We start from the raw sequence: 26,708 nt of genomic DNA, 5'->3' as shown, positions 1-26,708 counted from the left end.
TCTTTCCTGCAAAAAAAGAGAAAACCAAGCACGTGGTTTTCTCTTTTTTATTATCAAGTTATAAGCGAGCAAATTTGAGAGTTCTGTATCCACCAATCAAGTTGCGGGCTTTGTAACCATTGTTGACCAGCTGACGGTATGCTACGTTACCGCGTAACCCAACTTGACAGTAAATCACGATCTCTTTGTCTTTAGGAAGTTCGTGCATGCGACGACGTAGTTGATCGACAGGAATATTAATTGCACCTTCAAGATAACCAACGGACTCCAATTCACCAGGATTACGAACATCAAGTAACAGTTGGTCTTCTGTCAGTGAATCCATTTCATCATAATGAATCGCGGTCGCATCGCCTTTGATGATGTTATTTGCCACAAACGCCGCTTGGTTAATTACATCTTTAGCAGAGCCATAAGGTGGCGCGTAAGTGAGCTCGAGGTGTTGCAGTTGCTCTACCGTCATACCAGCACGCTGAGCAACTGCCATTACGTCGATACGTTTATCAACACCGTCTTTACCTACTGCTTGCGCACCTAATATTTTACCTGTTACTGGATCAAACAGCATTTTGAATGACACGGTTTCTGCACCTGGGTAGTAACTCGCGTGACTTGCTGTATGCACATACACTTTTTCATAAGCGATGTTTTCACGTTTCAGCTGTTTCTCGTTTTTACCAGTAGAAGCGACGGCTAAATCAAAAATCTTACAGATCGCCGTGCCTTGCGTACCTTGGTAAGTTTCTTGGCGGCCAAGCATGTTGTCTGCTGCCATTCGGCCTTGACGGTTTGCCGGGCCCGCAAGTGGCACTAGAATTTGCTCGCCAGTCACAAAGTCTTTCTCTTCTACCGCGTCGCCGACAGCGTAGATCGAAGGATCGCTGGTTTGCATGTATTCATTGGTATAAATACCACCAAGAGCGCCGATTTCTAAGCCAGCTTCTTTCGCTAATTTGGTCTCGGGGCGAACACCAATTGCCATAATCAAAATATCGGTGGTGAGTCTTTCACCGTTGTTTAGTGTTAATTCCAATTCACCTTCTAGATGTTGGTGTTTTTCGCTCTCACCAGAGTCGAAACTTGCCACGTGCTCGTTAGGTACGAATTTCACCGACTCAAGTGCGACGCCAAGTTTAAGGTCGATGCCTTTCTCACGAATTTCAGCATGTGCGAAGCCAGCCATTTCACGGTCAACGGGCGTCATCACTTGATCCGCCATTTCAACTAATGTGGTTTTTATGCCTAGCTGGTGGAAGGCTTCCATCATTTCCAAACCGATAAAACCACCACCAACGACCGTAGCGTGTTCAACTTTGTTGGTTTCGATCGTTTTAATGATGCGATCCATATCTGGAATATTGCGCAGCGAGTGCGTTAACGGGTTATCAATACCCGGAATAGGCGGCACAACTGGACCTGCGCCAGGGCTGAGTAGAAGAAAGTCGTAGCTCTCTTGGTATTCCGAGCCATCAAGCAAATTCTTAACCGTAACCGTTTTGTCTTGACGGTTAATAGAAACCACTTCGTTCATCACACGGACATCAACATTGAAACGCGCTAAAAAGCTCTCAGGCGTTTGAAGAAGCAGTTTGCTGCGCTCTTGGATATCACCACCAATGTGATAGGGTAAGCCACAGTTTGCAAATGACACAAATGGACCGCGTTCAAACATAATGATTTCTGCGTCTTCACTAAGACGACGAGCGCGAGCTGCTGCAGATGCACCGCCAGCAACCCCACCAATAATCACGATTTTGCTCATGGATTTCTCCTGCTGAATGATCGAAAACGCCTACACCTTACTTAAATAAATTAGCTAAGTCTAATGTTATTTAATCTACATTAGCATTGACTTAATAATATTAATTAGTAATATCTAATAAAATGTAATGTAGTAATGAAGAGGCATAAGAATGGGCGACAGTATGCTACAAAGTGCGACCGAAGCGAGTGAGCTGCTTAAAATTATGGCTCATCCAGAGCGCCTAATCGTGATGTGTAAGCTGATTGAGGGCGAGAAAGGGGTCGGTGAACTGTTTGAAGGTTCATCATTAAGCCAATCTGCTTTTTCACAACATCTCACCGTATTGAGAAAGCACGACATTATTAAAGCTAGAAAAGTTTCTCAGCAGGTATTTTATTCAATTTCTGATGAAAGAGTTGGTCCGCTGGTTGAGGCCTTTAAGCAAGTTTTCTGTAAGTAATTAGTTTGGCGGTTGCTATGTTTGAAGTTCCTTGGATGTCGCTGTTGGGCGGCATAATAGTTGGCGTATCAGCGATAACACTGATGCTATTTACTGGCAAGACTGCTGGGATCAGTGGGATCTTAAACGGTGCCGTTGAGAACGCAGATCGCGTTTGGCGCATTGTTTTTTTAATTGCGATGGTATTAGGTGGCGTGTTTGCTGTTTATGTTCTTGGCGGGCATGTACCAGAACAGTACAGCGGTTCTGTTGTTTTAGTTATCGTTGCTGGCTTGTTAGTCGGTGTCGGTACGCGTATCGGCAATGGTTGTACTAGTGGTCATGGCATTTGTGGGATAGGGCGTTTCTCAATCCGTTCTGTGGTCGCGACGTGTACTTTTATGGCCACAGCCATGTTAACCGTCTTGCTAGTATCGTGAGGAATAGTGCCGTTATGAAAACTCATGTAATGAAAAGTATTAAGCAAATGTCCGTTGTTGCATTTTCTGGTGTGCTCTTTGGTATTGGTATGGTGGTCTCTGGTATGGCTGAACCGGCAAAAGTGATTGGCTTTCTCGATATTACTGGAGCATGGGATCCAAGCTTAGCCTTTGTAATGGGCGGAGCACTTGCGGTGTTCGTTCCAGCTTATCTTTTATTAATAAAGCCAAGAAGCGAATCTGTGTTTGGTGATGAGATTGTATGCCCAACTTCTAAAGCGATAGACAAAAAGTTAGTCGGTGGTGCTGTACTGTTTGGTATTGGTTGGGGGTTACTGGGTGTGTGTCCTGGTCCTGCGGTTGCCAGCCTTTTCACTGGCAACACACAAGTTCTGCTCTTTATAGCGGCAATGTTGGCTGGGTCATTCACCGCTAAAAGAGTGGTTCGTCAATAAAGAAAGTACTTCAACATTAAAAATAGTACTTAAACGCTAAAAAGTGAGTGTCGTAGAAACCGGGCAATGGTCACTCAGTTTATAGTCGAGTACATCTTGTGTTTTGAAAACGGTTTGAACACCAGACGACGCCTTTAAATCACCACTCACAATAATGTGGTCTATCACCGAGCGGAATTGGTGGGTTTTATTCGGATTACGATTAGAACGCACTTTACATTCCGCTTTAGTGTCTTTAGTCACTAGCTTTGCACTAGTATTGTCTGATATCACGTCCCATAACCAATCTCCTTGATAACCCAAGTTGTGGTTAAAGTCGCCAAGCACGACATAATGTTGTTTGTTGTCCTCGCGCGCCTTTATCCACTTAGCTAGTGCCTGTCCTTGTTGTTTCACTATCTTACAATCGCGGTTATTACGATACGCGCCACTGCAACCCGCTTTCAGATGTACAGAGAGTAGGTGAGTCTCGTTTTCTTGGTTTGGATTTAAAACAAGGTAGCTCGCGAAGCGCAGCTTGCTGTTGCCTCGTGTGATAGAGAAGTCTGGCTTGTCTAATACGCTTACGCCATTGCGCACGGCAAAGCCTGTGTATTGGTTGGTGTCGTTAAACTGAAGGTGTCGGTTGGAGGCGTTTGAACGATCGGAAAGATAAATAGTGAAGTCATTGCCAACAGCTTTTTGCATTGCAGCGACGCTTTCGACTTCTTGAAAAGCAAGAATGTCGGCTTGTGTTTTATCCACATAGTGGGTCAGTTTTTCAAAATCTTGTGGTGTTCTCGACACTTTTCCACCATCTATAGATAACCATTCTATGTTCCAACTGGTTAGATTGATGGAGTTTTGAGCAAATGAAAGAGAACTAAAAAGTAATATTAACGTAACAAAAAGTGATCGCATTTTGGCCTGTTGCACTCCTATCTTTTAGCGTATTCCTTTCCATCCTTTATCCTACAAGACCTCCAAAAATAGCAAGTAGATTTAGTACCAATTTTGCAATTTTCATGGTTTTCTTCGCAACTGAGATCAACGCCAATAAGATCGATTTCTTCTTGTTCGCTAGCCAATCTTTATTGATCAAAATCAATGTTTTTGAGTGGTGCTTCTCGTTAAATACGCCACAATATATTGTGTTGCTAGAATAAAAAATAACCCCATATAGTGTGTTTGTGGATAACTCTGTGAGTATGCTCGGGTAAGGAGAACAAGGTGAAACCAATCGTAATCAAACGCGACGGATCAAGAGCTCCGTTCAACAGGGATCGTATCCAAGCAGCAGTTGAAGCAGCAGCGGAAAACAAAGATAAAGATGTCGCTATTTATGCTCTTAATGTGGCTCTTGCTGTCGAGTTACAGTTAAGAGAACACGATGAAGTTCACATCCATGAGATTCAAGACTTAGTCGAAAATGAACTCATGCAAGGTCCTTACAAAGCCCTAGCGCGTTCTTACATTGAATATCGCCACGATCGCGACATCGCTCGTGAGAAGCAAAGTGCACTAACTCGCGAAATCGAAGGTTTGATTGAAGAAAGTAATCTGGATCTAATCAACGAGAACGCGAACAAAGACGGCAAAGTAATTCCGACTCAACGTGACTTGTTGGCTGGTATCGTAGCGAAACACTACGCGAAGACGCACATTCTTCCTCGCGATGTGGTTCAAGCGCACGAAGTGGGTGACATTCACTACCACGATTTAGACTACGCACCGTTCTTCCCAATGTTTAACTGTATGCTTATCGATCTTAAAGGCATGCTGACGCATGGTTTTAAAATGGGTAACGCTGAGATTGATACGCCAAAATCAATTTCGACTGCAACAGCGGTAACAGCACAAATCATTGCTCAAGTCGCGAGCCACATTTACGGCGGTACAACCATCAACCGTATTGATGAGGTTCTAGAACCGTACGTAATCACAAGCTACGAGAAACACCTAGAGATTGCAAAAGAGTGGAACATTGCTGAGCCAGAAGAGTTCGCAAAAGCGCGCACTGAGAAAGAGTGTTACGACGCATTTCAATCTCTAGAATACGAAGTAAACACGCTGCATACAGCGAACGGTCAAACCCCATTCGTTACGTTCGGTTTTGGTCTTGGTACAAGCTGGGCATCACGCCTGATCCAGAAATCGATTCTGAAGAATCGTATTGCAGGTCTAGGCAAGAACCGTAAAACAGCGGTATTCCCTAAACTTGTATTCGGCATCAAAGATGGTTTGAACCACAAATCAGAAGATCCAAACTACGACATCAAGCAACTTGCGCTTGAGTGTGCGTCTAAGCGTATGTACCCAGACATTCTTAACTACGACAAAGTAGTGGAAGTAACCGGTTCATTCAAAACGCCAATGGGTTGCCGTAGCTTCCTTGGTACTTACGAAGAAAACGGTGAGCTGATTCACGAAGGTCGTAACAACCTTGGCGTCGTGAGCTTGAACCTTCCTCGTATCGCTATCCGTGCAAACGGAAGCGAAGAGAAATTCTACGAGCTTCTAAATGACCGCCTACGTCTTGCTCGTAAAGCACTAGAGACACGTATCTCTCGCCTTGAAAACGTGAAAGCACGTGTGGCCCCAATCCTATACATGGAAGGCGCATGTGGTGTTCGCTTGAAAGCAGACGACTCAATCGCAGATATCTTCAAGAACGGTCGTGCGTCTATTTCTCTTGGTTACATCGGTGTACACGAGACAATTAACGCGCTATTCGGTACAGAAGCGCACGTTTATGATGACGCTGTTTTGCGTGAAAAAGCGGTCGCTATCATCAAGCATCTAAAAGATGCTGTGAATCAATGGGCTGACGAAACTGGCTATGGCTTCAGCTTATATGCAACGCCAAGTGAAAACCTATGCAGCCGTTTCTGCCGCATCGATGCAAAAGAGTTCGGTGTGATTGATGGCGTAACAGACAAAGGTTACTACACCAACAGCTTCCACTTGGATGTAGAGAAGAAGGTGAACCCATACGACAAGATCGACTTTGAGATGCCTTATCCAGAAATCTCAAGCGGCGGCTTTATCTGTTACGGCGAGTTCCCGAACATGCAACGCAACGTTGAAGCACTAGAAAACGTATGGGATTACAGTTACACCCGAGTGCCTTACTACGGTACAAACACGCCAATTGATGAGTGTTACGAGTGTGGCTACAACGGCGAGTTTGACTGTACAAGTAAAGGCTTCACTTGCCCAAGCTGTGGCAACCATGATTCAACCAAAGTATCAGTAACACGTCGAGTTTGTGGCTACCTAGGCAGCCCAGATGCACGCCCGTTTAACTTCGGTAAGCAAGAAGAAGTGAAGCGCCGAGTTAAACACCTGTAAGGTTTACTACCACTCGTTTTAACACTTTGAAAATCAACTTTAAACAGGTTGATTTTCTCTTTCGCGATAACACAGAGACGCATTATGAATTATCACCAATACTATCCAATTGACGTTGTTAACGGACCGGGTACGCGCTGCACGCTGTTTGTGTCGGGTTGTGTGCATCAGTGCCGTGGCTGTTATAACCAGTCGACGCAACGTTTGGATTCTGGTGCACTTTTCACGCAAGAAGCGGAAGACAAAATCATCGCTGACTTAAACGACACGCGTATCAAACGCCGTGGCTTGTCGTTGTCGGGTGGAGATCCGCTTCACCCTGCTAATGTGCCTCATATTTTGAAGATAGTGAAAAGGGTGAGAGAGGAGTGCCCAGGTAAAGACATTTGGGTTTGGACTGGCTACACGCTGACGGAACTGAATGACGCGCAAAGGGAAGTGGTGCAATACATCGATGTTTTGATTGATGGTAAGTTTGAACAAGACAAGAAAGACCTCAATCTCGAATGGCGTGGCAGTTCAAACCAAATCATTCATCGCTTTACGGACATCTAATCAAGCATTCTCCGCACATAAAAAGGGCTCACGCGTGCATAACGGGTGAGCCCTTTTGGTGTGAGTTCGTTAATGTCTTTTTGGTTACGCCGTCACCGATTGGTCATCTTCAACCATATTATTTATCCAACGTTTAGATTGAATACGGTAAGTCGTCAGTACGCCTTTCACTAACTCTTCCGCGAGCAGAGACATCAAGACAAAATGCAAAGGCAGCCCTAACACCATGCCTGTGTAATAAGTAAGGGGGATGCCAATAGCCCACTGACCGAACGTGTCGATGAAAATGCTATAGCGAATATCAGCGCCACTCTTTAGTACGCCGCCAATCCCAACCATGTTAAACACCCTCAAAATCATACCTAGCGCCATGACTAAACATACGTTAAGTGCCATGTCTGCATCGGTTAACGGGCTCAGTACCAATAGGTGATGAATCATGGGCGAGCTCAACCACACTAGGAAAAACAGCAAGGTGGCTAAGATTGCGCTGGTTAACACATACCACCACGCCGTTTTCTCGACTCGGTCATAATGTTTTGCACCAATATCATTCCCAAGAAGAACGGATGCAGCGACCGCAAATCCCATAAAGGTTGAAATCAGTACCCCTTCAATCGGTGATAAGAATGAGATGATCGCCAGTTCTGAAACGCCCAATTGACCATAGATGATGCTGTAAACGATCAATCCACCAGTCCAAAGCGCATCGTGGACCAACATGGGTAAAGAAACCTTAAAGTACTTTTTTCGATACTGTTTTAAGCGGCCTTGTACCCAATCGAACTTAGTCGGAATTAGGTAAGCATATCGTTTGTAGAAAAAATAAATCAAGACGGCGGTTTGGAAAAATCGAGAAACAAAACTACCTACGGCTGCACCAAATACGCCCCATTGAGGGAAACCAAATAAACCAAAAATCAAAACATAATTAAGCGCGACGTTAACGACAATGGCGGAGATACTAACGTTGGTTGCCAGTTTGGTTTGGCCCACGGAGCGCAATACCGCTTCAATCGGTACTACTATCGCCGTAGCAATGAGGCTAAAGCCCGTAACCACAAGATAATCACGTGCATAAGTGACGTATTCAGGATCGTCTGACATAAAAGAGACGATCTCTTCATCAAAAATCGCATAAAGAACGATAAACGGCAGCGTCACCAAAATGGAAATAAACCAAGATTGCGCCAACGTTCTGCGAATTCCGGCTAGGTTTCCTGAGCCGTAGTATTGCGAAGCAAGTACGGTAACTGCACCGCACAGGCCAAAGACAACCGCTAGGTTGAAGAAAAAGATACGATTTCCAACTCCAACTGCTGCCGTTGCAGATTCTCCGAGTAGGCTTACCATGAAAATATCCACGACGCCGAGCAAAGCAAAAAGCATGGACTGAAGTGAAACAGGTAGGCCAATCGTAATCAGCTTTTGCCAAAATGCTTTATCGATGTATTCGCGTGTTAAGAGCATCGCATTTCTCCTTAAAGATTAATGCGAGTAGTTTATCCTCATGATTTGGCGGTGTATTTTTCAAAGGAATCCAAAACCTTTGTAAAACTCTCTACTAACGCACATGTGAGCCAATAAATCATGGAAGATAAACAAGAACGCTACGCGATTTCAGAAAAAACTTATCAAGAGTTTATTGATCACAGTCGAGTATTAGCACTTGAGGAGAGAGGCATTGTGCAGTGCGGCATTGCCACTTGTCGTGACTTCTTCTCTGTTTATCGTAAAAACCAAAAGAAACACATGCTGCTCTATACGGTGCGTGGTAAAGGGTGGCTAGAGAGTGGGACTTATCGATACGATTTGGAGCCGGGCTCGTTGATTACAGTACCCGCAGGTGTTGAAAACGGTTTTGGTATAGAAGAAGAACCTTGGCAGATCGCGTGGCTTTTTCTTGCTACTGATAGAGAGTGGCCGATATTAGAATGCGATGTTCGCTATCAGCTTTCATCTACACCTGAAGTGATGTATGCATGTATCCAAACACTACTACGCAGCATTCACCTTCCAATCGATTATGGTGGTGCGGTAGGTGAGCATAGTGTGGCTCAGTTAGAGCTGATGTTAAACATGCCGCCCTCAGAGTCGATATCACGCAGCCAATTGAGGCTTCGGCGTGTATTTGACCTTGTCCAACGTCAGCTCCATAAGGATTGGAGCGTTGAGCAGGTGGCGGCTCTATATCCATGTTCGGAGCCTCATTTGCATCGACTGACTCAAAAGCAGTTTGGTCGAAGCCCAATGGCACATTTAACGCGTATGCGCATGGAATATGCTGCTAGGTTACTTCGTTCAACAGAATGGCCAATTCAGCATATTGGAGAAATAGTCGGATATCCGACCAGCGCAAACTTTAGTACACGTTTTAAAGCGTGGTCAACCATGACACCAAGAGAGTTTAGAAAAAACGGTAGAGTGGATTGGTACGACGAGGAGTGAATCGTTCTTTTTCTGAACGATAGAGCGCACAAAACTCACCGCAATCCAGAATTTTGTTCTCTAATTGATGAAATAAGTGAAAAATCATTTCGTCATTTTTTGCGATGGTGTTAACGTGAGGTTCGGTACTTGAATTTCAAAGGGTTATGACTTTCATGTTTTCTAATCTCCCAACTCCCGTATTAGATCCTATTTTATCTCTATCCGTTGCATACCGTAACGATGAACGTCCAAACAAGGTTGACCTTGGCATTGGCGTATACAAAAACAGCGCAGGCGAAACGCCGATTATGAAAGCCATTCAAATGGCGCAGGATGTCGTTGTTGAAACTCAAAAAACCAAGTCTTATGTTGGTCTTGCGGGTTGCGAAGAATTTAATAAAAGCATGATCGATTTGCTGCTGACGGGAACGTCTGCAATGGATCGTGTTGCAGCTATTCAAACGCCAGGTGCAAGTGGTGCGCTGCGTATGCTCGGTGATCTAATGAAGATCGCACAGCCAGATACGACGGTTTGGATTTCCAACCCAAGCTACGTAAACCACAAGCCAGTGATGGAAGCAGCAGGCCTTAAAGTTAAGTTCTACCACTATTTCTCTTCGGAAACGAAACAAGTAGACACCGCAAAAATGATGGATGATCTTGCGAAAGCTGGGCCTTCAGATGTGGTACTTCTTCATGGTTGTTGCCACAACCCAACTGGTGCAGATATTGACTTCTCTGCTTGGCAAGCCATTACAGAATTGTCGCAGAAGAACGGTTTCATCCCATTTGTGGACATTGCTTACCAAGGCTTCGGTGATGGCCTAGAAGAAGACGCAAAAGGTCTTCGTTTTATGGCAGATAACGTTGAAGAGATGTTGATTACTACTTCATGTTCGAAGAACTTTGGTCTGTACCGTGAACGAACTGGTGCAGCGATTGTGGTTGGTAAGAACATGCATGATGTAACCAATGCAAAAGGTAAACTCCTCACTCTAGCTCGCTCGACTTACACGATGCCACCCGACCATGGTGCAGCTTTAGTCAAGACCATTCTGCAAGATGACAATCTCACTTCCGTTTGGAAGCAAGAATTGAGTGAAATGCAACATCGTTTGGTTAGCCTTCGTCAAAGTTTGTGTAACGAGTTGAGAAACAACCATAATACAGATCAATTTGATTTCATTGAGGGTCACAAAGGCATGTTTACTGTGCTAGGCTTTAGTGGAAACCAAATGGCGCAACTGCGTGAAGATTATGGCATTTATGGTGTTGGCGATGGTCGAATTAACATTGCCGGACTTACCGAAACTCATATTCCATACGTAGCGGACGCAATTAAGAAAGTATCTCAAGCTTAATTGGAGTGTGGATGAAAAACTGGAAACTGATTCTGCCGCTTATGATGAGCGGCAGTTTAATTGCTTGTACGTCAACTCAAACGACGCAGGAACCTGTTGAGCCAGAGTCGCCAAAGGTCGAAGCGCCCGTTAAAGTCGAGCCAGAAGTGAAACCTGAGGTAGATCCAAAGCCTGAGGTGGAGCCCAAACCAGAAGCGAAACCTGAGAAAAAGCCGGAACCAAAGCCTAAGAAGCCAGTCAAGGTCACAAAAACACCCGATGGCATGTTAATTCTTGGTTCTGAAGAATGGGTTTATGTTCCTGAAATTGACCAGACTTTCAAGGCTAGAGTCGATACAGGTGCGACAACATCATCAATTAGTGCGACTGACATTGTTCCGTTTGAGCGTGATGGTAAAGACTGGGTTAAATTTAAGATAGATTTAGGTGACAAAGACACCAAAGAATTTAAAGTACCCGTTGAGCGCTGGGCTAAAGTTAAGCAGTCTTCGTCAGAAGAGGTGGATAAACGAGCGGTGGTAAAAGCCTACATTACCGTTGGGGATCACAAAGAAAAGACAGAGTTTACGTTAGCCGATCGCGGACATATGACGTTTCCAATTTTGCTTGGTCGAAGCTTTTTTAGAGATATCGCCGTTGTAGATGTATCGAAAAAATATGTGCAAGATAAACCTAAAAAAACCGCTAAAAACTGATGTATTACAGCTAGTTTCTGCTAGAAGCTAATAATTCGTGATTAACAAAAAATGGCCTCCAAAATTGGAGGCCATTTTTATTGAATCATATGCTTGCTTGTGATGCCCTGGTAGTCATAGTCATGTCCACTAAAATGCAAAACGAGCAGACATTACAATTTGCTGGCCATAGACACCATTATTTTTGAAATCTGCACCAAGCGATAGTTGCTGAGTTGAGTGGAATCGTGCGCCCAGATTGTAAATGGTGTTCGAATCGTCATTATCTATGATTTGGCCGATACGGCCATGTAGCTCAACATTTTGCATAAACCAAATACGAGTACCAATATTCACTTCCGTGCGCCACTCGTCACCCACTTTATCACTGCCGTTCTCTTTAATGTTGTGTACCAACATTTGGCCATAAATATCTGCAAATTGGCCTGCTGGCCCATTAAAGCCTATACCACCAGCAATGTCCCAGTCTCCGCTAAACTCACTGTCTGCGCGAGCAATGAAATGGGTATTCTCTGTAAAGTAGGTATTGAACTCGCCACCAAATGTACCAGGGCTAGTGCCCATGCGAAATTCCATCGTGTTGTAGTTGAAATTATTTGCATGTGCGGAAAGTGGCAAAATAGCACACAAACCAAAGGCTGCAACCTTTAGAGCTTTACCTAGCATGGTGTCTCCGGGCAAGATGATTAAAATGAACAAAAAAATGGTCTGCAAAAAGCAGACCAAGATTGATAAAGCTATCATTTTAAGTGCTTGCCGTCATTATTTAGCTGTAATCGTCACTACATCATGTTGATATGCACAGCAATCGGGGTTTGTTTTACATGACCACGAGTTGTTCGACTTCAATCTCTGGTTTGTTCCCGCCTTCAAATTCGCCAAACAGACGGACTTTAGTCGTGTGATCAATCGGAGTATTTAGCTGAATATCGTCATCGAGTTCGACCATCACTTCACCGGAACCATCGCTAAAGACAAACTTATCCGCGCGAACTTGACGCAATAAGTTACCTTCAACGACCACATCTTTTTCAGTAAACATATTGGAGTCGTTTAGCAAGGCATCCAATTTTTCCACAGTGACAGGACCGTTAAACTGCAAGTTTGATTGGTTTTGAGCGTTATCTTTCGCGAACGCGATAGAAGGAGCAATAGCTAAGGCGGCGATTGTTGCGATAATTGTATTCTTTTTCATGTTACATCCTCATCGGTTTGTTTTGATGGGGTCATTAAAGCAGGGCTTGTTTGAACCAATGATGATTTCAACATTCATATTCTATTCATTTGCTTGAGTAAGTGGGGACGATGACGTTATGATTGTTCATCTTCCTCTATTCCTTACAAATGTTCATGAAATCAGCGATCCCATCTTTAATGGTTCAAGGCACCACTTCGGATGCCGGAAAAAGTGTCCTTGTGGCAGGTTTATGCCGTGTATTAGCACGAAAAGGGATAAATGTTGCCCCATTTAAGCCACAAAACATGGCACTAAATAGTGCGGTAACCAAAGATGGCGGTGAAATAGGTCGAGCACAGGCCGTTCAGGCACAGGCGTGTAATATTGAGCCAACTGTACATATGAATCCGGTTTTAATTAAACCTAACAGTGATACAGGTGCTCAGATCATTTTGCAGGGTAAGGCGATTTCCAATATGGATGCGGCTGGCTTTCATGATTACAAGAAAGTGGCGATGGATACGGTGTTAGATTCCTTCTCTCGTCTGACTCAAGAATTTGATTCGATCATTATCGAGGGCGCGGGGAGTCCTGCTGAAATCAATTTACGAGAAGGCGATATTGCAAACATGGGTTTTGCTGAGGCCGCTGATGTACCAGTGATCATTGTTGCTGATATTGATCGTGGTGGAGTGTTTGCACATTTGTACGGAACACTTGCGTTACTTTCTGAATCTGAACAAGCGCGAGTAAAAGGATTTGTTATCAACCGTTTTCGAGGTGATATTCGTTTATTGCAATCGGGCCTCGATTGGCTAGAAGAAAAAACAGGTAAACCTGTACTTGGTGTACTTCCTTTTCTTCATGGTTTGAATTTAGAAGCAGAAGACGCGATCACTGCACAGCAAGAGTTGCACTCTGAGGTAAAACTGAATGTTGTTGTGCCTGTTTTAACCCGGATTAGTAATCATACTGATTTTGATGTGCTGCGATTGAATCCAGACATCAATCTACGTTATGTAGGTAAAGGCGAAAAAATAGATAAAGCCGACCTGGTTATTTTGCCTGGGACCAAATCAGTGAGAGACGATCTGGAGTATCTAAGAAGCCAAGGGTGGGATAACGATATCTTGCGTCATATTCGTCTTGGTGGAAAAGTGATTGGTATCTGTGGAGGCTACCAGATGCTTGGAAACTTGATTGATGATCCAAACGGCGTCGAAGGCCAACCAGGTCAAAGCGAAGGACTTGGGTTGCTTGATATCACTACGACGCTAACTAACAGCAAACAGCTTACAAACACACAAGCACAGCTTTCTCTTAACGGCAAAACAGCCAATGTAAAGGGTTATGAAATCCACGTAGGGCGAAGTGAAGTACGGGGCCTGCAACCTCTTACATTCAGTTCCGGTGAAGCGGAGGGGGCGATCAGCGAGTGTGGCCAAATCATGGGAACCTACCTTCACGGGTTCTTTGACGAGGCAGATGTCTTAAGCCTGGTATCAGAATGGGTAAACGGCACCCAAATCAAACAACAAGACTTTGAAGAGTTAAAGGAGCAAGGCATTAATCGCATCGCAGATGCGATAGAACAACATATGCGCCTTGATTTTTTGTTTAAATAGCACATTAACTGATTGAACTTTATATTCAAATAACCTGTTCTTTCGCTTGCCTTGTATTGGAGTATCTCTATGAAAGCATGGAAACAGCATGCTTGCCTTGCGGCAGTATTAAGCATTTCATTTTCAGCAAACGCAGCAACGAACCTAAAAGTGTATGCAGCCTCTTCTATGACGAATGCGATTAACGAGATCGCGCAAAACTTTGAAGAAAAGTATGACGTTTCTATCACTCCCGTTTATGGTGGTTCTTCTTCTATCGCTCGACAAATTATCAATGGCGCACCAGCGGATGTATTCATTTCTGCGAACACGAAATGGATGGATTATTTGGTCGATAAAGACGTCATTTTTCGTGACAATGTCACAAATCTAGTGCGCAATAGCTTAGTGTTGATTGCTCCCCAGTCTTCAGAATTAACCTCATTTAACTTTTCTGATGCAAAGGCATGGGAGAAGGCATTGCATGGAAATCGTCTTGCTTTAGGCAATCCGACGTCAGTACCTGCTGGTATGTACGCGAAAGAGTCATTGACTACACTGGGTGTATGGAAAGCGGTTCAAACTCACGTCGCACCAGCAAAGAATGTGCGCTTAGCTTTGGCGTTGGTTGAACGTGGAGAAGCGCCTTTAGGTGTGGTCTACAAAACCGATGCTCAGTTAACTGATAAAGTCAAAATTGTCGGCGAATTTGCGAGTGATACGCATGCGGCTATTGTTTACCCGGCTGCAATTGTGAATGATTCTACTGAGTCGGAGCAGTTCTTCCAGTACCTAAAATCGGACGAAGCCGCACGCGTTTTTGCTCAATATGGCTTTCAGCAATAAACCGGCCTTCAATTATAGGAACGAAGCGTGACAGAACTGGAATACCAAGCCTTAATGTTAAGCCTCAAAGTAGGCGCGTACGCAGTACTTTGGCTGATTCCTCTCGGCGTTTTTCTTGCTTGGCTACTTTCTCGAAAAACGTTCTTTGGTAAATCGATTCTCGATAGCTTAATTCATTTACCACTGGTATTGCCGCCAGTGGTAATCGGCTATTTGTTGTTGATTTCTTTAGGACGACAAGGGTTCCTTGGAAAGTGGCTCTATGAAAACTTAGGGGTAGTCTTTAGCTTTAATTGGAAAGGGGCAGTAGTCGCTTGTCTTGTCGTGGCTTTGCCTTTGATGGTTCGTTCAGTACGCTTAAGCTTAGATAGCGTCGACCCTAAATTGGAGCACGCAGCCTCTACGTTAGGCGCTTCTCCTTTAAAAGTGTTTCTCACCGTCACGTTACCACTGACCATTCCCGGAATTATTACGGGCACGATGCTGTCATTTGCTCGTAGTCTTGGCGAATTCGGGGCGACGATCAGTTTCGTCTCTAACATTCCGGGTGAGACCCAAACGATTCCGCTGGCAATGTACAACTTTATTGAAACGCCAGGTGCAGAAATGCAGGCGGCTCGTCTGTGTATCATTTCTATCGCGTTAGCCTTGTCTACATTAATGATCTCTGAATGGCTAAATCGTAAAGCGGCAAGCAGATTGGGTGCGAAGCAATGACGATTAAAGTCCAATTTAAACAAATGCTTGGTGAGACTGACTTCGACATCAAACTTAAGTTACCTTGTAACGGAATTAGTGCCTTGTTTGGACGATCTGGTGCAGGTAAAACGACGTTGATTAACATCATCAGCGGATTGGTCACTCCAAGGCAAGGGTATGTTGCGGTTGGTGAGCATGTTTTGTTTGACAGTGAACAGGGAATCAACCTACCAACGCACAAGCGTGGTATTGGTTATGTGTTTCAGGATTCACGTTTGTTTCCTCACTATTCGGTTCAAGGCAATTTGTTATATGGCGTTAAAGAAAAAGATGACGAGTATTTTGATGCAGTCACCGAACTCTTGTCTATCAAACCGTTACTAAAGCGCTTTCCGGTATCACTTTCTGGTGGTGAAAAGCAACGTGTTGCGATTGCGCGCGCATTGCTATCTAAACCCAATTTGCTTTTGATGGATGAGCCACTTGCCTCACTCGATATGCCAAGAAAGCGTGAGGTAATGCCTTTTCTTGAGGAGTTGTCGGAGAAGGTAAATATTCCTATTATCTATGTCACACACAGTCTCCAGGAAATTTTAAGGCTTGCTCAGCACCTTGCAATTATTGACCAAGGTAAAATTTCGAGTTCAGGTAAGCTTGAGGAAGTGTGGGCTTCTCATGCTATGCGCCCATGGCAATCTTTCTCAGAGCAAAGCAGCTTATTTGAAGGCCGGATTGCTGAACATCATGAACGTTATGCACTGACTTGTATCAGCCTTGCACCTAATGTATTCCTGTGGGTGCAAAAGATTGACGGAACACCAGACACGCCAATACGCTTGCAAGTGCGTGCCAACGACGTTTCTATCACGCTCGAGCAGTCCAAGGCGACGTCGATTCGAAATATTTTGCCTGCTATTGTCGATTCCATCGAGGTGTTTAATGCAGCCGATGACAAGCAGAGTATTAATGTATCACTCAAGCTAGACGAGAAATGTTATTTGTGGGCAACGATCACACCGTGGGCCCTTGATGATCTCAACCTAAAAGTTGGTAGCCGTGTTTTTGCACAAATTAAAGGTGTCAGTGTGACACAAAAAGATATGGCACTAGCGCCTCATTAACCGTTTAGACTGATTTACGCTTCATGATCAAAAAAGGCCGCAAAGTGCGGCCTTTGTTACTAGAAGAATGTCGGAATTACTTCGCGAATACTTCTTTGAATTCACGCTTAAGAAGTGGGTCACGACGTGCTTTCTTAAGTTGCTTAACCATGTCTTTCACACAGTTGTGAAGCACATTATCAAGTAGTTGAGCACGGTATTCTTCTTTATCTTCATCTGTCATGTTTTCTGGCAGATTAAGAGTAGGAAACTCTTCCATCACATTAATACCAGCGAATGCTTGGCCTACAGAAACTAGAGCATGAAACTGTTCAAAGTTGTCTAGAATGTTCTGTGCGCTTGCTGGCATTTCGTCCCATGATTCACGTACCGCTTCTTCAGACACTTCATGGATAGAGGTAACCATTTCGAACATTTGCTCTGGAACTTCGTCAAATTCGATAACTTTACGTAGCTCTGGAGAAATGCTGGCTAGATCGATTTTTTTGCTTTCGCTGTTAGTTGCTTCTGACATGGTGTGTCTCTCATTACAAAAAGGCGGGAATATTAATACCAAATGCATCAAATAGCTATACCCATTAGTCCGCAAGATGACCAAAGTGAATGAGTTTGTTGAACTTCTGCTCACAGGCCATGATTAGATAGGGTAACATCCAGTCTAACTGCTTTATGCAATGGATTCCGTGATATTCAAACAAAAATATAGCACTTAATTATTAGTCGAATGCAACAACTCTATGAGTATGGTATATGTTTAATAAAGACATAATTAAAAATGGAACGCGTTATGCAACCGACAGGGACATCGATGCGAATCCTTCTGGTTGACGATGTTCAGCTAGACAGGATGCAGTTGGCTATTCGTCTAAAGCAACTTGGACATATTGTAAAAGCCGTAGGTAGTGGACTAGAGGCGTTAAATACCTACGAGAGTTTTGATCCGGAACTGGTGTTACTCGATATATCAATGCCAGATATGAACGGTTTTGAAGTCTCTCTTCATATAAGAGAAACGTTTCCGGATTGGATCCCAATTATTTTCTTGAGTAGTCACGAAGAGCCAGAAATGATTGCTAAAGCCATAGACGCGGGCGGTGATGACTATTTAATTAAGCCGGTAGATAAACTGGTACTGAACTCTAAACTTATCGCAATGCAGCGTATTGCTCATATGAGACGAGAGCTTAAGCAAGCGACAGCTCAATTAGAGCAAGTTAATCAACTTTTGACTCAGCAAGCGAATGAAGATGGCCTAACCAAACTCTATAACCGCCGTTATATCGACCATAAGTTGGAATCGATGGTTGCATGGCATGGCCGTCACAATATGCCAATGGCTTTGATTCTATTGGACGTCGATTTTTTTAAACCGTTTAATGATAATTACGGTCATATTGAAGGCGACCGTTGCTTGCAAGCGATTGCGAATCAACTAAAGGCGACGTTTTGTCGCTCTGGGGAATATGTAGGTCGATATGGTGGAGAAGAGTTTGTCGTGTTGCTAGGGTGTACCGACACTCAAACAGCAGAAAGAGAAGCCGAGCGTATACAAGAGGCTATGTATTTTCTCGATTACCCACATGAGTATTCTAGTGTGTCAAATAGAGTGACAGTGTCACAGGGTGTTTTTGTTTTTCAACCGACAGGGAAAGAAGTGCAATCAGACTTGTATGCAACCGTTGATAAAGCGCTATATACCTCGAAGTCTTTGGGAAGAAACACACATACTTTAGTTAATTCTCTTTAAAAACAAAACCTTATGAATGCCGCTCTTTTTGTTGCGTTGTCACTTTTTTGGTGGTTATTTTTAAAACTCACTCAAAGTAAGATAGGCAAACAGTGCGAACGGAATGTCGCAATCGGGCGTATACCTTATACCTTTGATTAGATAGATAACATCTGGATAGTGGCAACGATGAGTGCAGTTATTATGCTGATGGGGAAGTTCGGTTTTGTTGTAAACCCAGACAAGCTTATTAACTTTCACGATTGGTGAGGGTCTAACGAAGCTTTATGCAGTTACGTCCGGCCTTTTTCGCTTTGTAAAGTGCTTCGTCCGCTGATTTAATGACGTCCAGAGGAGCTTGCCCATTCCGGCTATCAGCAACTCCGAAACTTGCGGTAACAAAAACCGACTTTCTTTTCGAACTGTTGCTACCACGACGTTTTTGTCCTTGTTTATGGTTCTCAGGGCGAGATTCTTCATCGCGTAATATCATCTCGTATTCTGCAATCGATTTGCGAGCTTCTTCCAAAAAGTTCTTACATTCGTCAGCGTATTTGCCTTTAAAAACGATGGTAAATTCTTCTCCGCCAAATCGATAAACTTTTGCGCCGCCTGGGGTTTTAGTGAGGCGCGAAGCGACCATTTTTAGAACGTCATCACCAGTATCGTGACCGTAGGTGTCGTTAAACTTTTTAAAATGGTCAACATCAAGCATTGCGATCGTGAACTTCTTACCCATGTGTTTTAGATCGAGATCAAGTGCACGTCTGCTCGGAATCAGCGTTAGGCTATCGGTGAAAGCCAGTTGATGGCTAGCGGAAGCGGCATAAACAATGATAAGCAGCCCTGTTAGCGTAAACATGGTGCTTGATATGTACTGCACATCAAAGAAAATGAACGTCGCAGACGCCAATACCATGGCAGAGTAGGTCATCGCATGAATAATTTCATTCTTCTTTAAAACAAGGATTCCAAGAAAACAGACAATACCCACGCAATATAAAACAAGAATTAAAGGCAGTTTAGAGACGGTCGGTACAATAAATAAAATACCGCTTGTCCATTGTTCAAACCCTCCTTCAACGTAATATGCTAGCGTTAGATAAGACCAAAGAACGAACATTGCTAACATCAAGATATAAGTCAACATGGCTCTGGAGTCAAAACCTTCTTTACTAAACAAAAATACCGTAAGAAACGAGACAGGAAGTAACGTGGCTAAAATGGTTAGCTCAAGTAAAGCGGTACCACTTTGAAGCGGGACTTGTAGGCGGTGCTGTATCACGAAATAGGCTAGCAACATTGCCAAGCACACCATGGACTCTCTGCCTTGCTTAAATGAATAACAAAGGAGTAGCGCACAACATAATAGTATGTACGGCAAGTTTGCGGCAATGCCCCAGTTTGCCTGAGTCATCTGAATAATGCTGTCCATGCCCGAACTCACTATGCCCAGTAGCAAAAAAGGGAATAAGAATCTGAAGCCTGATGAAGTCATTGACGATGAGGACATCTATTACAAACTGCCTGAAAATAGTTGACTATATAATTGGTTAGGTAAATCGTTTTATCAATATGGATATTTATCCGTTATTGAATTTCGAACTTTGAGAACTAGCAAGAATACGTCTATTTGTTCCTTTTCCCAAGTATTTTGGAAGACATTACCGCAAAAAGAGAGAGATTGATTAAATTAAGAGCAATCAATAAGTTGTTATAAACAAGTCGTTGCTATACTCATTTCATAGGAAAAAGGAGATTTACAGATGCAGATAAGCTCAGATGTGCACAACTACATGGAAACATTAGTAGGCCAGGTTCTCAGTTTGCCTGAATTTTTAGAACAGTATGACAACGAACAGTTAGCCGATATTGCTTGCCTTGCGCTTATCCAGCTCAAGCCTGTCTATATCCGTCATGATATTGATTTTTTGTCTTCACTTCCTGAACAAAAATTAAGCCAGTTTAAGCAAAGCGCGGATATAGCGGTGAAAAACGCCGCAGAAATGGTGAAAGAAGACAGGCGTAAGAACCGAGAGTATGATGTGCCTGTAATTTTTTCCCATACTAGTTATGATGATGACAAAGAGTTGGATTGGTATGAAAAACCGATCCTTAACGTTAATATTAAGTAAGAGTCGCTCAGTTGACTAGTGAGCTGACCCAAGGAGGAATCGTGGGATTTTTTTCGCGTTTGTTTGGTGGTAGTGAGAAAACGGTTGAAGCCAAAAATATCGAACCAGTTGAGTATAAAGGTTTCCTTATTTACCCAGAGAGCCTTTCAGAGGGCGGACAATATCGCATCGCTGGTCGAATAGAAAAGCATGACAATGATGAAGTGAAAACACATCGGTTTATTCGCTCCGATTTACTTGGCTCAGAGCAAGATGCCAATGACCTTATGTTGAAGAAATCTCAAATGTTTATTGATCAAATGGGCGATAAAATCTTCGACTAGCAATTTACTGCAATTTGATTCCAGTCATCTTAAAAAGAGCCATTAGTGTATATGCTAGTGGCTCTTTCTTTTTAACGCTTAAATCTCTGTTAAGTCAGTATTTAATCGTCACCTGGTTAGACCTCAGTCTAGTACGGTGTTGCGTTGTTATTTTTCGTGCACAGAGCGACAATCATTCATTACTTAGCGTTATATGTAATGAAATTTAGTATTTAAATTACAAAACACTTGAAGTAATGAGACGCGTTCGATACAAACAGAATAATAACAGGGCTGTTAGTCAAGGTGTTATTGTGCAAATGGGTGTCCCCAAACATCATCTTTCGTTTGCAATTGTCTTGCGTGGTAAACAGATAGAAATAAAAAAGAATTAGAGTAGAGCGACGCTCTGTTTTGGGACTAATTTATTGATATGTATACAAGGAGTATGCGTTTTGCAAATCGGTGTACCTAAAGAGATACTCGCGGGTGAATCGCGAGTGGCTGCATCGCCGAAGTCGGTTGAGCAGTTAATAAAATTGGGATTCGATGTCGCGATTGAATCCCAAGCGGGGGTGCTAGCGAGTTTCAATGATGCCGCTTATGAAGCAGCTGGTGCGAAAATCGTTTCTAGTGAAGAAGTTTGGGCATCTGGCCTTATTTTAAAAGTTAATGCGCCAATTGTGGATGATGAGCAAGGCATTGACGAAATTGCGTTACTGCAAGATGGATCAACACTGGTTAGCTTTATTTGGCCGGCTCAAAATGCTGAGTTGATGGAACAACTTTCAAGTAAGAACATTAACGTTCTTGCCATGGATTCCGTTCCTCGTATCTCACGTGCACAAGCCTTAGACGCGCTATCTTCGATGGCTAATATCGCTGGTTATCGTGCAGTGGTTGAGGCAGCTCATGAGTTTGGTCGTTTCTTTACAGGTCAAATTACGGCTGCCGGTAAAGTACCTCCAGCGAAAGTATTGGTTGCGGGTGCTGGCGTCGCTGGCTTGGCGGCTATCGGTGCTGCAGGTAGCTTAGGTGCCATTGTCCGTGCGTTTGACGTCCGCCCAGAAGTAAAAGAGCAAGTTGAATCGATGGGCGCTGAGTTCCTGACCGTTGACTTTCAAGAAGAGTCAGGCTCTGGGGATGGCTACGCAAAAGAAATGTCTGATGACTTCAACAAAAAAGCGGCAGAGTTATACGCAGAGCAAGCTAAAGATGTTGATATCATTATTACGACCGCGCTCATCCCTGGTAAACCTGCGCCGAAGTTGATCACCAAAGAAATGGTCGACAGCATGAAAGCGGGCAGTGTAATTGTCGACTTGGCAGCTGCTAATGGCGGTAACTGTGAATATACAGTGAAAGACCAAGTTATCATGACGGATAACGGAGTAAAAATTGTTGGTTACACTGACATGGTTGGTCGTTTGCCAACACAATCTTCTCAGCTTTACGCGACAAACCTTGTTAACCTTCTAAAACTGCTGTGTAAAGAGAAAGATGGCAACATCAATATTGATTTTGAAGATGTTGTTATCCGAGGCGTTACCGTGGTGAAAGAAGGTGAAGTTACTTGGCCAGCGCCACCAATTCAGGTTTCAGCTCAGCCGCAAGTGAAACAAGAACAGCCTGTGAAGCCAGAGCCTAAAGTAGAAGAACCTACGTCTCCAACGAAGAAAATTATTGGTGTGGCAGCGGCTGTTGGAGCCTTTGCATGGGTTGCATCGGTTGCTCCGGCAGCGTTTCTTTCTCACTTTACTGTATTTGTTCTAGCGTGTGTTGTCGGATACTACGTAGTATGGAATGTTACCCATGCACTTCATACTCCACTAATGTCAGTAACGAATGCTATCTCTGGCATTATTGTCGTTGGTGCATTACTGCAAATTGGACAAGGTAATGGCGTCGTTTCATTCCTATCTTTTATTGCCGTATTGATCGTGAGTATCAATATCTTCGGTGGTTTCACCGTCACCAAGCGTATGCTTGAAATGTTCCGCAAAGATAAATAGGAGTCACAATGTCTGCAGGATTAGTACAAGCAGCTTACATTGTTGCTGCATTATTTTTCATCATGAGTTTGGCGGGGCTTTCAAAGCAAGAGTCTGCTCGTAATGGTAACTACTACGGTATCGCTGGTATGACGATCGCGCTAATAGCGACGATCTTTAGCCCAGATGCGCAAGGTTTTGGTTGGATCATTATCGCGATGGCGATAGGTGGTGCGATCGGTATTTTCTATGCGAAGAAAGTAGAAATGACCGAGATGCCAGAACTGGTTGCGATTCTACACAGCTTTGTAGGTTTAGCTGCGGTTTTAGTTGGCTACAACAGTTACCTAGATGCGCCAGAAGCAGCAACACATGCTGAGCATGTTATCCACCTTGTAGAAGTATTCTTGGGTGTGTTCATCGGTGCCGTAACTTTCACCGGTTCAATTGTCGCATTTGGTAAGCTGCGTGGTGTGATTTCTTCGTCGCCACTTAACCTGCCTCATAAGCACAAAATGAACCTCGCAGCGGTTGTTATTTCTACGCTTCTTATGATCTACTTCGTAAAAGCAGATGGCAGCATGTTCGCTCTTATTGTGATGACTTTGATCGCGTTCGCATTCGGCTACCATTTAGTCGCTTCAATCGGTGGTGCTGATATGCCAGTTGTTGTCTCTATGTTGAACTCATATTCAGGTTGGGCAGCAGCGGCAGCAGGTTTCATGCTAGCAAATGATCTATTGATTGTAACAGGTGCTTTGGTAGGTTCATCAGGTGCGATTCTTTCTTACATCATGTGTAAAGCAATGAACCGTTCGTTTATCAGTGTTATTGCCGGTGGTTTTGGTCAAGAGATAGTGATTTCAGGTGACGAAGAGCAGGGCGAATATCGTGAAACAACGGCTGAAGAAGTTGCAGAGATGTTGAAGAACTCAAAATCAGTAATCATCACTCCAGGATATGGCATGGCAGTAGCTCAGGCACAATACCCTGTTCATGAAATTACTGATGTACTTCGTTCACAAGGTATTGAAGTTCGCTTTGGGATTCACCCAGTAGCGGGTCGTCTACCGGGGCATATGAATGTGTTACTCGCTGAAGCAAAAGTACCGTATGATATCGTTCTTGAAATGGATGAAATCAATGATGACTTTGCAGAAACCGATACCGTATTGGTTATCGGTGCTAACGATACGGTCAACCCAGCCGCACTGGAAGATCCGAACAGCCCAATCGCTGGTATGCCCGTATTGGAGGTATGGAAAGCGAAAAACGTAGTGGTATTCAAGCGCTCAATGAATACTGGTTACGCAGGAGTACAGAACCCACTGTTCTTCAAAGAAAATACATCAATGCTATTTGGTGATGCGAAAGAAAGTGTTGAGTCTATTTTTAAAGCACTTTAACCATTCTTGATTTAAAACTATACAGGGTCAGCAATCGCTGGCCCTTTTTTGTTCCGTTTCAATGTTATAGTAATGCAAATCCTTCTGTTAGCAGATGTCAATTGCTTGTAGATTGATGTATAGTTTTGGCTAATGTAACAAGTGACGGTAACAGTTTGATTAAAAAGTTTTTGCTCGGTTTTGCAACTGTATTGCCGCTTTTTTCGGCACCTGCATTTTCCGATTCACTACCAGAAAGAATAGATACGTTTACAGAGCTATTTAACTATGAAGTAGCTCTTAAGTCGTACGATATTCGTATTCTGCAATCAAATTATCCTACCAAGTTACTTGCGCCAGATTCGCTTCTGCCGCAAACGTCTGACTATCCGTTAAAAGATATCCAACAGCTTTACAGCTTGGCGAATACTTGTCGTGGCAAATTACCATTAAGTCCTTTAATTACTGAGCCTTTAGTATTTACAAGAGCGATTTGTAAAGGGACGCAGCTGACACCTCGTTGGTTCTCGCGTAGTGGTCTCATTCACCCTGGTGGTGGGACGTACGCGGCACGTTATGTGGATAAGTATCCAGAACTCAAACCCAAACTATCTCAGTACATGCATATAAAAGAGCGTGATGACGAGGAAGGGGATGAGTTGCTAGAAAGCTTGAAAAACATGGATGACGACGCCATTAATGCTTTGATTGCAGGCGCGAGCATGTTTATTGAAGGTAACGAACTTTGGCTAAGACGTGGTGACCGTTACTTTGTTTTCGAGAAAGATATCTGGCAAGAGAACGTAGCGAATGCGGGTCTGTCATACGCTCTAGCCTCTCAAAGCAAAAGTTGCTTTGTTAAACGAGGCAATATTTGTTGGGATGTAGAAGATCACTCGCAAGTTTTGCGGATCAGTATGATCATACTGGTAATCGCCAATATTCTTTTGGTGATTGGTTGGGCGGTATACCGTTGGAATAGCAAGCGAGAAGAACTACGTAGTAGAATGCTCGTGTTGCAAATTTTAACGCATGAGCTCAGAACACCGATTGCATCTCTATCACTAACGGTTGAGGGCTTTCGTCGAGAGTTCGAGCATTTGCCTGAAAGTGTGTATGACGAATTCCGCAGATTGTGTGAAGATACGCGCCGCCTGCGTCAATTGGCAGAAGCGAGTAAAGATTATTTGCAATCTGATAACCAAATGCTTGCAACAGACTGGGTACCATCCGTTGCAGATTGGTTAGAATTTAAGATCGAAGAAGAATTTGATAGTGCCGTGCTTTTTAACATCAATGAAGATGTGGCTGCTAAAGTTAATGTGTACTGGTTAGGAACTTGTATCGATAACTTGCTTCGTAATGCGCTTAAGTACGGTGTCGCACCGGTTGAATTGGATGTCTCAACTAGTGAAGAAAAAATAGTATTCCAAGTCCGAGATGCAGGAGGCCTAACGGCTAAAGATTGGGCAAATTTGAAGAAACCGTTCGTAAGTAAGAGCGGGTTAGGACTTGGATTAACAATCGTTGAATCTATGGTAGGCCGCATGGGCGGAAAAATGTCCTTAATGGGACCACCTACAACTTTTATATTGGAGATACCTTGTGAAACAGACACTGCTTCTCGTTGAGGACGATAAAAACTTGGCTGACGGCCTGTTAGTAAGCCTGGAACAAGCAGGATATGAGTGTTTACATGTGGAGCGTATTGCAGACGTAGAGCCACAATGGAAAAAAGCTGACTTGGTAATTCTCGATCGCCAACTCCCAGATGGTGACTCTGTACAATGTCTCCCAGAATGGAAACAGATTAAAGACGTACCAGTTATCTTGTTAACGGCACTTGTTACCGTAAAAGATAAAGTTGCAGGCCTTGATTCCGGCGCGAACGACTACTTAACAAAGCCTTTTGCTGAGGCGGAGCTTTTTGCGAGAATCCGTGCACAGCTACGAGCACCGGATTCAGCAGAACAAAGCAACGCTGATAAAGTGATTACAAAAGACTTAGAGATTGACCGCTCGACTCGTGAAGTGACTTATAAAGACGAGCTAATTACGCTTACTCGAACAGAGTTTGATTTGCTGCTATTTTTGGCGTCAAACTTAGGTCGCGTGTTTACTCGTGATGAGCTACTTGACCACGTTTGGGGTTACAATCATTTCCCGACAACACGTACGGTTGATACACATGTACTACAGCTTCGTCAAAAACTGCCAGGACTGGAAATTGAAACACTTCGTGGTGTTGGCTACAAGATGAAAGCATAAGTCGT

26 protein-coding genes are annotated in these 26,708 nt (G+C 43.6%); 19 read left to right on the top strand and 7 right to left on the bottom strand.

Going from position 1 to position 26,708, the window contains the following annotated elements; translation table 11 throughout:
- Nucleotides 1-58: 58 nt before the first annotated feature.
- Nucleotides 59-1,762, bottom strand: a complete 1,704-nt coding sequence (locus R7Z49_RS04110) for an FAD-dependent oxidoreductase (protein WP_318111370.1) — start codon at nt 1,760-1,762, stop codon at nt 59-61.
- 151 nt (nt 1,763-1,913) lie between these two features.
- Here R7Z49_RS04110 and R7Z49_RS04105 point away from each other — a divergent pair, with 151 nt between their 5' ends.
- The 3 genes from R7Z49_RS04105 to R7Z49_RS04095 are packed head-to-tail and all read left to right on the top strand — an operon-like array spanning nt 1,914 to nt 3,078.
- Nucleotides 1,914-2,204 (top strand): ArsR/SmtB family transcription factor, encoded by a 291-nt coding sequence (locus R7Z49_RS04105; RefSeq protein WP_005376206.1) that lies wholly within the window; start codon nt 1,914-1,916, stop codon nt 2,202-2,204.
- A gap of 5 nt (nt 2,205-2,209) precedes the next feature.
- Nucleotides 2,210-2,623 (top strand): YeeE/YedE family protein, encoded by a 414-nt coding sequence (locus R7Z49_RS04100; protein ID WP_372058356.1) that lies wholly within the window; start codon nt 2,210-2,212, stop codon nt 2,621-2,623.
- Between the two features lie 14 nt (nt 2,624-2,637).
- Nucleotides 2,638-3,078 (top strand): YeeE/YedE family protein, encoded by a 441-nt coding sequence (locus R7Z49_RS04095; protein WP_064369247.1) that lies wholly within the window; start codon nt 2,638-2,640, stop codon nt 3,076-3,078.
- Nucleotides 3,079-3,114: 36 nt separating this feature from the next.
- On the opposite strand, the gene R7Z49_RS04090 is transcribed toward R7Z49_RS04095, so the two are convergent.
- Nucleotides 3,115-3,978 (bottom strand): endonuclease/exonuclease/phosphatase family protein, encoded by an 864-nt coding sequence (locus R7Z49_RS04090; RefSeq protein WP_064369248.1) that lies wholly within the window; start codon nt 3,976-3,978, stop codon nt 3,115-3,117.
- Nucleotides 3,979-4,287: 309 nt separating this feature from the next.
- Between R7Z49_RS04090 and nrdD the strand changes: the two genes are divergently transcribed.
- The gene (gene nrdD / locus R7Z49_RS04085; protein WP_138940298.1) at nt 4,288-6,408 is read left to right on the top strand and encodes an anaerobic ribonucleoside-triphosphate reductase; all 2,121 of its coding nucleotides are present in this window, start codon (nt 4,288-4,290) and stop codon (nt 6,406-6,408) included.
- 84 nt (nt 6,409-6,492) lie between these two features.
- A complete protein-coding gene (gene nrdG / locus R7Z49_RS04080; RefSeq protein WP_186585275.1) occupies nt 6,493-6,963 on the top strand; it encodes an anaerobic ribonucleoside-triphosphate reductase-activating protein in 471 nt (156 codons plus the stop codon).
- An 84-nt stretch (nt 6,964-7,047) separates the two neighbouring features.
- On the opposite strand, the gene R7Z49_RS04075 is transcribed toward nrdG, so the two are convergent.
- Entirely contained in the window at nt 7,048-8,433 is a 1,386-nt protein-coding gene (locus tag R7Z49_RS04075) for an MATE family efflux transporter (RefSeq protein ID WP_005388027.1), read from the bottom strand.
- Nucleotides 8,434-8,553: 120 nt separating this feature from the next.
- On the opposite strand from R7Z49_RS04075, the gene R7Z49_RS04070 reads away from it, so the two are divergent.
- From R7Z49_RS04070 to R7Z49_RS04060, 3 genes are all read left to right on the top strand, one after another.
- Nucleotides 8,554-9,411: an AraC family transcriptional regulator gene (locus R7Z49_RS04070; RefSeq protein WP_054575975.1), complete on the top strand. Its 858-nt coding sequence runs from the start codon at nt 8,554-8,556 to the stop codon at nt 9,409-9,411.
- 155 nt (nt 9,412-9,566) lie between these two features.
- Nucleotides 9,567-10,754 carry an aromatic amino acid transaminase gene (locus R7Z49_RS04065; RefSeq protein WP_017634625.1) on the top strand — a complete coding sequence of 396 codons (1,188 nt, stop codon included), beginning with the start codon at nt 9,567-9,569 and terminating at the stop codon, nt 10,752-10,754.
- An 11-nt stretch (nt 10,755-10,765) separates the two neighbouring features.
- Nucleotides 10,766-11,449 (top strand): ATP-dependent zinc protease, encoded by a 684-nt coding sequence (locus tag R7Z49_RS04060; RefSeq protein ID WP_206957541.1) that lies wholly within the window; start codon nt 10,766-10,768, stop codon nt 11,447-11,449.
- Nucleotides 11,450-11,578: 129 nt separating this feature from the next.
- On the opposite strand, the gene R7Z49_RS04055 is transcribed toward R7Z49_RS04060, so the two are convergent.
- Together R7Z49_RS04055 and R7Z49_RS04050 are read right to left on the bottom strand one after the other, a co-directional pair.
- Nucleotides 11,579-12,115, bottom strand: a complete 537-nt coding sequence (locus R7Z49_RS04055; protein WP_017634623.1) for a hypothetical protein — start codon at nt 12,113-12,115, stop codon at nt 11,579-11,581.
- A gap of 154 nt (nt 12,116-12,269) precedes the next feature.
- Nucleotides 12,270-12,644, bottom strand: coding sequence for a YgiW/YdeI family stress tolerance OB fold protein (locus R7Z49_RS04050; protein WP_005376220.1), 375 nt, complete (start codon nt 12,642-12,644; stop codon nt 12,270-12,272).
- Nucleotides 12,645-12,799: 155 nt separating this feature from the next.
- Between R7Z49_RS04050 and R7Z49_RS04045 the strand changes: the two genes are divergently transcribed.
- From R7Z49_RS04045 to modC, 4 genes are all read left to right on the top strand, one after another.
- Nucleotides 12,800-14,251 carry a cobyric acid synthase gene (locus tag R7Z49_RS04045; RefSeq protein WP_047101159.1) on the top strand — a complete coding sequence of 484 codons (1,452 nt, stop codon included), beginning with the start codon at nt 12,800-12,802 and terminating at the stop codon, nt 14,249-14,251.
- Between the two features lie 69 nt (nt 14,252-14,320).
- Nucleotides 14,321-15,076: a molybdate ABC transporter substrate-binding protein gene (gene modA / locus R7Z49_RS04040; RefSeq protein ID WP_017634622.1), complete on the top strand. Its 756-nt coding sequence runs from the start codon at nt 14,321-14,323 to the stop codon at nt 15,074-15,076.
- Between the two features lie 27 nt (nt 15,077-15,103).
- Complete coding sequence (modB, locus tag R7Z49_RS04035; protein WP_017634621.1) at nt 15,104-15,793, top strand: molybdate ABC transporter permease subunit; 690 nt, start codon at nt 15,104-15,106, stop codon at nt 15,791-15,793.
- On the top strand, nt 15,790-16,896 hold the full coding sequence (gene modC / locus R7Z49_RS04030; protein WP_017634620.1) for a molybdenum ABC transporter ATP-binding protein ModC: 1,107 nt from the start codon (nt 15,790-15,792) through the stop codon (nt 16,894-16,896). Before modB ends, modC begins: the two co-directional genes overlap by 4 nt.
- 76 nt (nt 16,897-16,972) lie before the next feature.
- Here modC and R7Z49_RS04025 read toward each other — a convergent pair whose 3' ends face one another.
- Nucleotides 16,973-17,410, bottom strand: coding sequence for a DUF3069 domain-containing protein (locus R7Z49_RS04025; protein ID WP_005376232.1), 438 nt, complete (start codon nt 17,408-17,410; stop codon nt 16,973-16,975).
- Between the two features lie 273 nt (nt 17,411-17,683).
- Here R7Z49_RS04025 and R7Z49_RS04020 point away from each other — a divergent pair, with 273 nt between their 5' ends.
- Complete coding sequence (locus tag R7Z49_RS04020) at nt 17,684-18,643, top strand: diguanylate cyclase (protein WP_005376234.1); 960 nt, start codon at nt 17,684-17,686, stop codon at nt 18,641-18,643.
- A gap of 253 nt (nt 18,644-18,896) precedes the next feature.
- Here R7Z49_RS04020 and R7Z49_RS04015 read toward each other — a convergent pair whose 3' ends face one another.
- The gene (locus R7Z49_RS04015) at nt 18,897-20,135 is read right to left on the bottom strand and encodes a GGDEF domain-containing protein (protein ID WP_206969424.1); all 1,239 of its coding nucleotides are present in this window, start codon (nt 20,133-20,135) and stop codon (nt 18,897-18,899) included.
- A 253-nt stretch (nt 20,136-20,388) separates the two neighbouring features.
- On the opposite strand from R7Z49_RS04015, the gene R7Z49_RS04010 reads away from it, so the two are divergent.
- From R7Z49_RS04010 to vxrB, 6 genes are all read left to right on the top strand, one after another.
- Nucleotides 20,389-20,757 (top strand): late competence development ComFB family protein, encoded by a 369-nt coding sequence (locus R7Z49_RS04010; RefSeq protein WP_005376241.1) that lies wholly within the window; start codon nt 20,389-20,391, stop codon nt 20,755-20,757.
- 41 nt (nt 20,758-20,798) lie between these two features.
- Nucleotides 20,799-21,080 (top strand): HlyU family transcriptional regulator, encoded by a 282-nt coding sequence (locus R7Z49_RS04005; protein WP_005376244.1) that lies wholly within the window; start codon nt 20,799-20,801, stop codon nt 21,078-21,080.
- Between the two features lie 434 nt (nt 21,081-21,514).
- A complete protein-coding gene (locus R7Z49_RS04000) occupies nt 21,515-23,071 on the top strand; it encodes a Re/Si-specific NAD(P)(+) transhydrogenase subunit alpha (RefSeq protein WP_318111368.1) in 1,557 nt (518 codons plus the stop codon).
- Nucleotides 23,072-23,079: 8 nt separating this feature from the next.
- Nucleotides 23,080-24,456 carry a Re/Si-specific NAD(P)(+) transhydrogenase subunit beta gene (pntB, locus tag R7Z49_RS03995; protein WP_206969441.1) on the top strand — a complete coding sequence of 459 codons (1,377 nt, stop codon included), beginning with the start codon at nt 23,080-23,082 and terminating at the stop codon, nt 24,454-24,456.
- 155 nt (nt 24,457-24,611) lie between these two features.
- A complete protein-coding gene (gene vxrA, locus R7Z49_RS03990; RefSeq protein ID WP_053308075.1) occupies nt 24,612-26,066 on the top strand; it encodes a sensor histidine kinase VxrA in 1,455 nt (484 codons plus the stop codon).
- Nucleotides 26,041-26,703, top strand: a complete 663-nt coding sequence (vxrB, locus tag R7Z49_RS03985) for a response regulator transcription factor VxrB (RefSeq protein ID WP_005376251.1) — start codon at nt 26,041-26,043, stop codon at nt 26,701-26,703. The genes vxrA and vxrB overlap by 26 nt, the downstream gene beginning before the upstream one ends.
- Nucleotides 26,704-26,708 lie beyond the last annotated feature (5 nt).

Source organism: Vibrio sp. 1562 (genome assembly GCF_033340155.1).
Taxonomy (GTDB): Bacteria; Pseudomonadota; Gammaproteobacteria; order Enterobacterales; family Vibrionaceae; genus Vibrio; species Vibrio alginolyticus.
Note: the sequence above shows the minus strand (reverse complement) of the source record. Positions and strands in the feature narration are given on the sequence as shown.

What these genes read in the sequence shown, in the direction of transcription:
- R7Z49_RS04110 (WP_318111370.1), bottom strand. Translation starts at nt 1,762, where the DNA reads ATGAGCAAAATCGTGATTATTGGTGGGGTTGCTGGCGGTGCATCTGCA.
- R7Z49_RS04105 (WP_005376206.1), top strand. Translation starts at nt 1,914, where the DNA reads ATGGGCGACAGTATGCTACAAAGTGCGACCGAAGCGAGTGAGCTGCTT.
- R7Z49_RS04095 (WP_064369247.1), top strand. Translation starts at nt 2,638, where the DNA reads ATGAAAACTCATGTAATGAAAAGTATTAAGCAAATGTCCGTTGTTGCA.
- R7Z49_RS04090 (WP_064369248.1), bottom strand. Translation starts at nt 3,978, where the DNA reads ATGCGATCACTTTTTGTTACGTTAATATTACTTTTTAGTTCTCTTTCA.
- nrdG (WP_186585275.1), top strand. Translation starts at nt 6,493, where the DNA reads ATGAATTATCACCAATACTATCCAATTGACGTTGTTAACGGACCGGGT.
- R7Z49_RS04075 (WP_005388027.1), bottom strand. Translation starts at nt 8,433, where the DNA reads ATGCTCTTAACACGCGAATACATCGATAAAGCATTTTGGCAAAAGCTG.
- R7Z49_RS04070 (WP_054575975.1), top strand. Translation starts at nt 8,554, where the DNA reads ATGGAAGATAAACAAGAACGCTACGCGATTTCAGAAAAAACTTATCAA.
- R7Z49_RS04065 (WP_017634625.1), top strand. Translation starts at nt 9,567, where the DNA reads ATGTTTTCTAATCTCCCAACTCCCGTATTAGATCCTATTTTATCTCTA.
- R7Z49_RS04060 (WP_206957541.1), top strand. Translation starts at nt 10,766, where the DNA reads ATGAAAAACTGGAAACTGATTCTGCCGCTTATGATGAGCGGCAGTTTA.
- R7Z49_RS04055 (WP_017634623.1), bottom strand. Translation starts at nt 12,115, where the DNA reads ATGCTAGGTAAAGCTCTAAAGGTTGCAGCCTTTGGTTTGTGTGCTATT.
- R7Z49_RS04050 (WP_005376220.1), bottom strand. Translation starts at nt 12,644, where the DNA reads ATGAAAAAGAATACAATTATCGCAACAATCGCCGCCTTAGCTATTGCT.
- R7Z49_RS04045 (WP_047101159.1), top strand. Translation starts at nt 12,800, where the DNA reads ATGAAATCAGCGATCCCATCTTTAATGGTTCAAGGCACCACTTCGGAT.
- modA (WP_017634622.1), top strand. Translation starts at nt 14,321, where the DNA reads ATGAAAGCATGGAAACAGCATGCTTGCCTTGCGGCAGTATTAAGCATT.
- modC (WP_017634620.1), top strand. Translation starts at nt 15,790, where the DNA reads ATGACGATTAAAGTCCAATTTAAACAAATGCTTGGTGAGACTGACTTC.
- R7Z49_RS04025 (WP_005376232.1), bottom strand. Translation starts at nt 17,410, where the DNA reads ATGTCAGAAGCAACTAACAGCGAAAGCAAAAAAATCGATCTAGCCAGC.
- R7Z49_RS04020 (WP_005376234.1), top strand. Translation starts at nt 17,684, where the DNA reads ATGCAACCGACAGGGACATCGATGCGAATCCTTCTGGTTGACGATGTT.
- R7Z49_RS04015 (WP_206969424.1), bottom strand. Translation starts at nt 20,135, where the DNA reads ATGTCCTCATCGTCAATGACTTCATCAGGCTTCAGATTCTTATTCCCT.
- R7Z49_RS04010 (WP_005376241.1), top strand. Translation starts at nt 20,389, where the DNA reads ATGCAGATAAGCTCAGATGTGCACAACTACATGGAAACATTAGTAGGC.
- pntB (WP_206969441.1), top strand. Translation starts at nt 23,080, where the DNA reads ATGTCTGCAGGATTAGTACAAGCAGCTTACATTGTTGCTGCATTATTT.